The following is a 9,895-nucleotide window of genomic DNA, read 5'->3' on the forward strand; positions in this document are numbered from 1 at the left end:
GAGCAGCGCGATGCCGGCCGTCGCGACCACCGACAGCACGAACCCGACGTCCCGCGCCAGCCACGGGTCCACGACCAGCAGCACCAGCACCGCGCAGGCGAGCGCGGGCACCGACCGCGCGGGCCGCCCCGCCACGATGCCGAGCACGCCGACCGCGCCCATCACCGCGGCGCGGACCACGCTCGACCCGGGCTGCACCACCGCGACGAACCCCCCGAGCACCACCGCCAGCGGTAGCCACCGCCACCGCCGGGGCACCCCGCACCGCGTGACCACGGCCAGGACGACCGCCCCGAGGATCGAGAAGTGCGCCCCGGACACCGCGGTGATGTGCGCCAGCCCGGACACCCGCATGGCGTCGTCGAGGTCGCCGACGCCGCGGGTGTCGCCCACGGCGACGGCGGGCAGCAGCCGGCCCGCGTCGCCCGGCACCGCGGTCGCCGTGCCGACCAGGCCGGTGCGGAGCCCGTCGGCGGCCCGGAGCACGGCGGGGGGCGGTGCGCGGACCGCGGGGTCGCCGTCGGCCCGGGCGCGCGCCATCGCGCGCCGGGAGACGTCCGGGAGCGGGGACAGCGTGGCCTCCACGGCGACGACCGTGCCGTACGCGAGGTCCGACGCCGTCGCGGGCGCGTAGACCTCGACGGCGGCGGCCGTGCCCGACGAGCGCGCACGCGCCGCCGACGTGCTCGCACCGGGCTCCGACGAGCTCGCACCCGTCGCCGACGAGACCGCACGCGCCGCCGCGTGCGCACCCCGTGCCTCGTCGGCCTCGTCCGCTCCCACGCCGGGCGTGCCCAGCACCTCGACCGACGTCGCCGCGAGCAGGAACCGCACCAGGCGCGAACCACCGGGTCCGCCCGGCTCCTGCGGGGTCGACCGGACGACGCCGACGAGCCGCACCCGCGCCCGGTCCTCCGCGAGCGCGCGCACGTCACCGGCCTCGCGGGCACGCACCTGCCCGGCGGTGGCGAGCAGCAGCACCGCGACCGCCCCGAGCGCCAGCCCCGCCTGCGCGCGCACCGCGACCCGACCGGGCACGCGCACCGATCGTCGGTCGGGGGGAGGTGGCGCGAGGCGGGAGCGGGTGAGCGGAGAGCGCCTACCGCCGACCGGAGGCGCCAGGCGAGCGCGGATGGGCGACGAGCGCCTGCCGCGGACCGGCGGCGCGAGCGGGGCGGTGACAGGCGACGTCCGCCGGTCGCTCGTCCGCAGCGTGCGCCGACCGGAGATCGGCGGTGCGGGCCGCGTCGGGGCGGGCGGCACGAGCCCGCCGAGGCGCACCGACGACCGGTCAGGTGGCGCGGCGGCAGCTCCTCGGCGGTCCCCGCCGCGGACCCCGTGCTCTCCCGCGCCGGTGGCGACCCCGGGCCCGGCGAGCACGCCCGCCGCGACCGCGCCGAGCACCACGGCACCCACGACCAGCGCCCACGGGCGAGCCCCGACGACCAGCGCGGCGGTCGCCCACACCGCCAGCGCGGCCGGGACCAGCCGGACGTCGACCGCCTCGTCCGCGCTCACACCCGCACCAGGTCCCGGATCTTCCCGAGCACCGCGGGCCCGATGCCCGAGACGTCGAGCAGGGCGTCGACGTCGGGAAAGGGGCCGTTCGCGTCCCGCCACGCCACGATCCGGTCGGCGAGCACCGGCCCGATGCCCGGGAGCGTCTGCAGCTCGGCGCTGCCGGCGGTGTTGACGTCGACGGCGCCGCCCCCGCCACCCGACCCGCCGCCGCCTCCGGGACCGCTGAGGCCTCCCGACCCGTCGTCGGCGTCGGCCGGGGGCTCCTCCCCCGGTGCCGGGACCCGGATCTGGGCACCGTCCTGGACGACGGCCGCCAGGTTGAGCCCGGCGAGGTCCGCATCGGGCAGCGCACCCCCGGCCGCGGCGACCGCGTCCCCGACCCGCGAGCCCTCCGGCAGCGCGACCACACCCGGTGCCGCCACCCGCCCGACGACGTGCACCCACACCGTCGGGTCCTCGGCGGCGGCGTCGGCTCCGTTCGCCTCGGCCCCGTCCGTGGTGGCTCCCTCCGTGTCGGCCGCACCCCGGGTCACCGCCGGCTCCTCGACCGCGACCGGGTCCCCCGTCGGCTGCGCCGCCGAGCGCAGGGCCACGGCCCCGCCCACGAGAAGCAGCGCCCCGAGTGCGATGGCGGCGGTCCTCGGCGCCAGCCGCCACCGCACGACGTCGGCGAGCCGGGGCCGCTCGGCGCGCTCCGGCTCGTCGTCGACGCCTGGGCCGGCGACCGCTCGCTCGCCGTCGTCGTGACCCAGGTCGGGCGAACTCACCTCGTCGGCGTGGCCCAGGCCGCGCGAGCCGCCGTCGTCGCCGATGCCCAGGCCGTACGAGCCCACGTCGCCGTCGTCGGCGTAGCCCGAGCCGGCCGACCCGCCCGCGCCGGTGGGGCCGGGTGCCCCGCGGCCGTCGTCGTACCCGGGGCCGGGCGCCACGCGTCGGGCGGGATCCGGGCTGGGCGCCAGGCGGCGGACAGCAGGGAGGGGGCCCGGGCCGGGCGCCCGACGGCCGCCGTCGCCGGGGCGGCGCGAGTCGCCCCTGCGGTCGCGCGCGTCGACCGCCACCGAAGCGGCCCGCGCTGCGGCGCGCAGCCGGGCTCGTCCTGCACCCACCGCCGCCCGCGCCGCCTCGTCGCGGCCCGGTTCGTCGCGCAGTGCCGTGTCGCGTGCCACCCCGTCCCACGGCGCCCCGATCGCCGGCACCACGGCCTCCGGCGACCCAGCCACCGGCAGCACGTCCCGCGGAGCCGCGCCGCCCGCCAGCACGTCGCGCGCGGTCCCGCCGCCCGCCGGCACGTCGCGCGCGGTCCCGCCGCCCGCCGGCACGTCGCGCGCTGTCCCGCCACCCGGCAGCACGACCCGCGGAGACCCGCCGCCCGACAGCACGTCGCGCGCGGTCCCGCCGCCCGGCAGCACGTCCCGCGGAGGGCCGTCCGCCTGCGGCGGGTCGTGCCGCGGGGCAGGCGCCGGGCTGCCGTCGTACCAGGTCATGCCGCGACGCTAGGTCGGCAGCGACCCGGGCCCTCGGCGCCGGCGGCCCGGTCTGGGGACGGCGCAGCACCGGCCGCCCTGTGGAGGGCTCGGCGACCGCTCTCCGAGCGGGCAGCACGCGGTGCACCCCGCCGCGCACGGTCGGCGCATCACGGCCCGCCGGGCCGGCGCGGACGTCTTCGTCGGTCCGCCGTCCGCCGGCGCCGCGGCGCGCCCCCGGCCGCCACCGTCCGGGATCGCACCGCCTCCCCGGTCGCCGCCTGCCGCCGCGAGTCGTCACCGGCCGGCCCCGGCCGACACCGCTCGTCACCGGTCGGTGACGGTCACCGCCAGCGCCCCGACCCCGAGGTGGCCGCCGAGCACCGCCCCCACCTCGCGCACCAGCACCTCGTCGAGGCCCAGGGCCGCGCGCAGCCGCGCCGCGACCTCCTCGGCCAGCTCGGGCCGGCCGAGGTGCTGCACCCCGACCCGCACCGCGCGGTCCGCGGCACCCGGCGCGACGTCCCCGGCGCCACCGTGCGCGTCACCGCGCGCGCCGTCCCCCGCTCCAGGACCTGCGCCCGCACCACCACCAGCGCCAGCACCAGCGCCAGCACCGGCACCCCCGACGGCCCCCGCGGCACCGCGCACCGCCGGCCCGGGGGCCGAACCCGCCCCCGCCGACACCCGCCGCACCACCTCCGCCACGGCCAGCGCGTGCAGCCGGTCCCGCGCCGCCCGCCGGGTCCGCACCCGCTCGGCGACCTCGATCCGCCCGTCCCGCAGCGCGAGCACCGGCCGCAGCCCGAGCACCGTCCCGAACGCGGCCGCCGCGGCCGACAGCCGCCCGCCCCGCCGGAGGTGGTCGAGCGAGTCGACGACGAACCACGCGGCGGTCGAGCGCCCGACCTGCTCGGCGGCGCCGGCCACGGACGCGCCGTCGGCGGGGCCCCACACGGTCCCCCGCGCGGTCTCGGCGGCGGCGAGGGCGGCGAAACCCAGCCCGAGGCCGGCGCTGCGCGAGTCGACGACGTGCACCGGCAGCGGCGCGAGCTGCGCGGCGAGGCCCGCGGCGCGCACGGTGCCGGAGAGCTCGCCGGACAGGTGCACGGAGACGACCTCGGCGGCCCCGCGCGCGGCGGCGGCCTCGTAGGCGGCGGCGAACGCGGCGGGCGGCGGCTGGGACGTCGTGACCCGGCGCCCGGACTCCAGCGCGGCGACCAGCCCCTCCGGGGTGAGGTCGACGCCGTCGCGGAACCGCTCGCCGTCGGCCGCGACGTCGAGCGGGACCACGTCGATGCGCCACGCGGCGGCGTCGGCCGCCGTCAGGCAGGACGTCGAGTCGGTGACCACCACGACGCGCGGCGGCGCGGGCGGCGCGACCGGGGCGTCCGGTCCCGGCTCGGCCCCGGCCGCGGGTCCGCCCTGCGCGACCCGCCGCAGCCGGCGCGCGACCCGCTCGGCCCACGCGGGCGGCACCACGGCGATCCGCAGCCCGCGGCGCGGTCGGCCCTCGCCCCCGGTCGCCCGGGCGTCCTCGCCGCGGGGCGCGCTCCCGGCGGCACCCTCGGGGTCCGCCGCGGCGTCCCCCGGGCGCGCGCCGCCGCGCCCCGCCCCCGCGCCGAGCGCGGCGGACGGGGTCTCGGCGCCCTCCGGCACCGTCAGGCCGGCACCACGTTGACGAGCTTCGGCGCGCGCACGATCACCGTGCGCACGTCGCGCCCGGCCATCGCCCGCTGGACGCCCGGGTCGGCGAGGGCCAGCTCGCGCAGCGTGGCCTCGTCGGCGTCGGGCGCGACCTCGGCCCGCCCGCGGACCTTGCCCTGGACCTGGAACACGCAGGTCACGGAGTCCTGCACCAGGTACTGCGGGTCGACGGCGGGGAACGGCTCGTGCGCGAGCGACCGCTCGTGGCCCAGGCGCGACCACAGCTCCTCGGCCAGGTGCGGCGCGACCGGCGCGGTCATCAGCACCAGCTGCTCGGCGACGGTCCGCGGCACGGCGGGCAGGGAGGTCAGGTGGTTGTTGAGGACGATGAGCTTGGCGATCGCGGTGTTGATCCGCATCGCCTGCATGTCCTCGCCGACCTCGGCGATCGTGCGGTGCAGCACGCGCAGCGTCTCGACCGTCGGCTCCTCGTCGACAACCGTGACCGCGCCGGTCTCCTCGGAGACGACGTTGCGCCACACGCGCTGCAGGAACCGCTGCGCGCCGACGACGGCCCGGGTCTCCCAGGGGCGGGACAGGTCCAGCGGGCCCATCGACATCTCGTAGACGCGCAGCGTGTCGGCGCCGTACTCGGCGTACATCTCGTCCGGCGAGACGGCGTTCTTCAGCGACTTGCCGATCTTGCCGTACTCGCGGAACACCGGCTCGCCGTTCCAGGTGAACCCGGACTCGACGGAGTCGTCCTCGACCACCTCGGCGGCCGGGACGTAGACGCCGCGCACGTCGGTGTAGGCGTACGCCTGGATGTAGCCCTGGTTGAACAGCTTGTAGAACGGCTCGCGGCTGGACACGTGGCCCAGGTCGTACAGCACCTTGTGCCAGAACCGGGCGTACAGCAGGTGCAACACGGCGTGCTCGACGCCGCCGACGTACAGGTCGACGCCGCCGGCGCCGTGGGTGTCGCCGGGGTTGTGGCCCGGGCCCATCCAGTACTGCTCGAGGGCGGGGTCGACGACCTGGTCGGTGGCGTGGGTCGGGTCCAGGTAGTGCAGGTAGTACCAGCACGACCCGGCCCAGTTCGGCATGGTGTTGGTGTCGCGGCGGTAGACCTTCGGGCCGTCGCCGAGGTCCAGCGTGACGTTGACCCAGTCGTCGTTGCGGCTCAGCGGCGCCTCCGGCGAGGACTCCGCGTCGTCGGCGTCGAAGGTGCGCGGCGCGTAGTCCGGCACGTCCGGCAGGTCGACGGGCAGCGACTGCTCCGGGATCGCGATCGGCAGGTCGTTCTCGTCGTAGACGATCGGGAACGGCTCGCCCCAGTACCGCTGGCGGCTGAACAGCCAGTCGCGCAGCCGGTAGGTGGTGGTGCGGGACCCGGCGCCCCGCTCAGCCAGCCAGTCGACGACGCGCGTCTTGGCCTCCGCGACGGACAGGCCGTCCAGGCTGATCTCGTCGTTCGACGAGTTGATGATCGCGCCGTCGCCGGTCCACGCGCCCTCGTGGCCCTCCGGCGGCTGCACGGTGTGCACGACCGGCAGGCCGAACGCCTCGGCGAACGCGAAGTCGCGGGTGTCGCCGCCCGGGACGGCCATGATCGCGCCGGTGCCGTAGCCCATGAGGACGTAGTCGGCGATGAATACGGGCAGCTGGGCGCCGTTGACCGGGTTCAGCGCGTAGCCCCCGGTGAACACGCCGGTCTTGCGGCCGGCGTCGGCCTGCCGCTCGACGGCGGTCTTGGCGGCGGCCTCGCGGCGGTAGGCGGCGACGGCCTCGGCGGGCGACGACGCGCCCCCGCGCCAGGACTCGGGCACGTCCTCGTCCCAGACCGACACTGCCTCGGACTCGGCGACGATCGCGTCGACCAGCGGGTGCTCCGGCGCCAGCACGACGTACGTCGCGCCGAACAGCGTGTCGGGGCGGGTGGTGAAGACGGTCAGCGGCTCGTCGACGTCGGTGACCTCGAAGTCGACGTGCGCGCCCTCGGACCGGCCGATCCAGTTCCGCTGCATCGCGGTGACCTTCTCGGGCCAGTCGATCAGCGACAGGTCGTCGGCCAGGCGATCGGCGTAGGCGGTGATCCGCATGTTCCACTGCCGCAGCGTGCGCTGGAACACCGGGAAGTTGCCGCGCTCGGACCGGCCGTCGGAGGTGACCTCCTCGTTGGCCAGCACGGTCCCCAGGCCGGGGCACCAGTTCACGGGCGTCTCGGAGACGTAGGCCAGGCGCTGCGCGTCGACCACGCGGCGGCGCTGCACGGCGTCCAGGTCGGCCCACGCGGCGCCCGCGGGCACCCCGTCGATCCCGTCCGGCACCGCGCGCCCCGCCTCGTAGGCCTCGACCAGCGTCGACACCGGCCGGGCCGCGCCTGTGCCGCCGTCGGGCCGCACGGCGTCCTCGTCGTACCAGGACTCGAAGATCTGCAGGAAGATCCACTGGGTCCAGCGCACGTAGTCCGGGTCGATCGTGGCGAACGACCGGCGCGGGTCGTGCGCGACGCCCAGGCGCTTGAGCTGGCGCGCCATGATCTCGATGTTCGCCTCGGTCGTCGTGCGCGGGTGCTGGCCCGTCTGCACGGCGTACTGCTCGGCGGGCAGGCCGAACGCGTCGTAGCCCAGCGCGTGCAGCACGTTGTCGCCCTGCATCCGGCGGAACCGCGCGACGACGTCGGTGGCGATGTAGCCCAGCGGGTGGCCGACGTGCAGGCCCGCGCCCGAGGGGTACGGGAACATGTCCATCACGAAGAACGGCCGGGCGCCCTCGCGGGCGGAGGCCCCGTCGCCGTCGGTCAGCGCGCTGCCGGCCGGGTTGGCCGCGAAGAACGTGCCGCGCTCGACCCACTCGTCCTGCCACCGGAGCTCGATCTGCTGGGCGAGCTCGGCGGTGTACCGGAACGGCACGTCCTGGCCGCCGGCGGTGGCCGGGGCGGAGGCGGGATCGGGCTGGGTGCTGGCGGGCGACGTCACCGGGGAAGTCTATCGACGCGCGGGGGCGCCACCGGACGCGCGCCGGGCGGCGTCAGGCGGTCCGCCGCCGCGCGGCCCCGCCGAGCACGACCGCCGAGATGACCAGGCCGATCACGGTCAGCCCCGCACCGACCCAGGCCGGCGCGACGTACCCGAGCCCGCCCGCGATCACGAGGCCGCCCACCCAGGCGCCGAACGCGTTGCCGGCGTTGAGCGCCGAGTGGCAGAGCGCCGCGCCGAGCGACGGCGCGGTCGGCGACAGGTCCATCAGCCAGGCCTGCAGCGAGAGCCCCAGCACCTGCGTCGTCACGCCCAGCAGCACGATCGCCAGCACGCCCGGGACCACCCACTGCGCGAGCACCGCGATCAGCACCAGCGCCACGATCGTGGACGCGAACCCGAGCAGCACCGTGCGGGCCACCGACCGGTCCGCGAGCTTCCCGCCGAGCAGCGTGCCGACCGTCATGCCGACGCCGAACAGCGCGAGCACGATCGGCACGGTCGCCTCGGTGATCCCGGTGACCTCGGTGAGCAGCGGCGACACGTAGGAGTAGACGGCGAACATGCCGCCGAACCCGATCGAGCCCGCGGCGCAGGCGACCCACAGCCGCCCGTTGCGCAGCGCCCCGAGCTCCGCCCGGACCGTCGCGCCGTCCCGCACCGGCAGGCCGGGCAGGAACTTGACCAGGGCCAGCAGGGTCAGCGCGCCGAGCACGCCCACGGCGACGAACGCCACCCGCCAGCCGAACGCCTGGCCCAGCACGGTCGACAGCGGGACGCCCACGACGTTCGCGATCGTCAGGCCCGCCATCATCGTGGCGACGGCCTGGCCGCGGCGCCCGGGCCCGGCCACGTGCGCGCCCATGACCGCGCCGACGCCGAAGAACGCGCCGTGCGGCAGGCCCGCGACGAACCGCGCCGCGACCAGCCAGCCGAGCGACGGCGCGAGCGCCGAGAGCAGGTTGCCGACCGTGAACGCCGCCATGAGCAGCAGGAGCAGCAGGCGGCGGTCCATCCGCGCGGCGATCGTCGTCAGCAGCGGGGCGCCGACGACCACGCCGAGCGCGTACGCGGTGATCGCGTGGCCGGCCTCGGGGATCGTGCCGTCCAGGTTCTCGGCGATGAGCGGCAGCAGCCCCATCGTCGCGAACTCGGTGGTGCCGATCGAGAACCCGCCGAGGGCGAGGGCCAGCAGCGGCAGCCGCGCGCGGCGGCGCACCAGGTGCGGGTCCAGGACCACGTCGGTGTCCACGGCGGGCCCGGTGCCCGGCGTGCTCGTGTGCATGTGCGGCTCCCCGCGGTCGTCGTCGTTCCGCGTGGGGCCCCGGCGGCACGCGCCGACGGGTGCGGCGGCCCGTCCCGGGGACCGCGTCGGCGAGGAGTCCGGTGCCGCCAGCCTACCGGCCGGTCGGGGCCCGCCCGGGGCGCGGGGCGGGGCGGGGGCCGCGGGCGGGTCAGGGCGTGTCGAGCAGCACCCAGATCGCGCGCGCGGCGACCTCGCCCAGCTCCACGGGCCGCGGCTCGGCGACGGCCCCGACGGCCTCGGCCGCCGCGTCCGCGACGGACCCGCCGTCCAGCGGCGGCAGCACCCGCACGGCCGTCATCCCGGCGAAGTCGCGGCGCTCGACCACCTCGACCCGCGCGTCCAGCACCACGCCCACCGAGGCGAGGTACCGCAGCAGACCGGGGTCGGCGTCGGAGATGCGCGCGATCCGCCCCGACCCGGTGGTGAGCTCCCACAGCATGTCCGCGGCCGGCGTCGGCACGGTGCCGTCGGGCGCGGGGATCGGGTCGCCGTGCGGGTCGCGGGTCGGGTGGCCCAGGCGGGCGTCGATCCGCTCGACCATGAGGTCCGACACGGCGTGCTCGAGCACCTCGGCCTCGTCGTGCACCTCGTCCCAGGCGTAACCCAGCTCGCTGACCAGGAACGTCTCGATCAGCCGGTGCCGACGGACGACCTGCACCGCGTGCCGGACGCCCTCCTCGGTGAGGGTGATCGCGGCGTACGGCGCGTGCTCGACGAGGCCCTGGTCCGCCAGCCGGCGCACGGTCTCGGACACGGTCGACGCGCCGACGCCCAGCCGCTCGGCGAGCATCTTGGTGGTCACGGGGGCCGACGACCACTCCTTCGCCGTCCAGACCACCTTGAGGTAGTCCTGGGCCACGGGGGTCAGGTCGCTGGTCTCGCTCACGCCGACCAGGTTAGGGCCCCGCGGCGGGCACCCACCGGCACCGACCACACCGAGATCGGTGGTCCGGGCCGAGATCGGTGGGTCCAACCAC

Annotated in this window: 6 protein-coding genes; all 6 read right to left on the reverse strand. The window is 77.6% G+C overall.

Annotated elements, in window-relative coordinates; genetic code table 11:
* The coding region (locus VER05_RS11285; protein ID WP_324845449.1) for a ComEC/Rec2 family competence protein at positions 1-1,038 on the reverse strand (1,038 nt) is incomplete at its 3' end.
* A 476-nt stretch (positions 1,039-1,514) separates the two neighbouring features.
* Positions 1,515-2,450 (reverse strand): ComEA family DNA-binding protein, encoded by a 936-nt coding sequence (locus tag VER05_RS11290; protein WP_324845450.1) that lies wholly within the window; start codon positions 2,448-2,450, stop codon positions 1,515-1,517.
* An 861-nt stretch (positions 2,451-3,311) separates the two neighbouring features.
* Entirely contained in the window at positions 3,312-4,643 is a 1,332-nt protein-coding gene (locus VER05_RS11295) for a DegV family protein (RefSeq protein WP_324845451.1), read from the reverse strand.
* Between the two features lie 2 nt (positions 4,644-4,645).
* Positions 4,646-7,612, reverse strand: coding sequence for a leucine--tRNA ligase (locus tag VER05_RS11300; protein WP_414647609.1), 2,967 nt, complete (start codon positions 7,610-7,612; stop codon positions 4,646-4,648).
* A 52-nt stretch (positions 7,613-7,664) separates the two neighbouring features.
* Entirely contained in the window at positions 7,665-8,897 is a 1,233-nt protein-coding gene (locus tag VER05_RS11305) for an MFS transporter (RefSeq protein WP_324845453.1), read from the reverse strand.
* Between the two features lie 169 nt (positions 8,898-9,066).
* A complete protein-coding gene (locus tag VER05_RS11310) occupies positions 9,067-9,804 on the reverse strand; it encodes a metal-dependent transcriptional regulator (RefSeq protein ID WP_324845454.1) in 738 nt (245 codons plus the stop codon).
* Positions 9,805-9,895: the final 91 nt, after the last annotated feature.

The organism is Cellulomonas sp. (assembly GCF_035634735.1).
In the GTDB taxonomy this organism is placed as follows: Bacteria; Actinomycetota; Actinomycetes; order Actinomycetales; family Cellulomonadaceae; genus Cellulomonas.

Coding starts and splice junctions, on each gene's coding strand:
- VER05_RS11305 (WP_324845453.1), bottom strand. CDS start 8,897: ATGCACACGAGCACGCCGGGCACCGGGCCCGCCGTGGACACCGACGTG.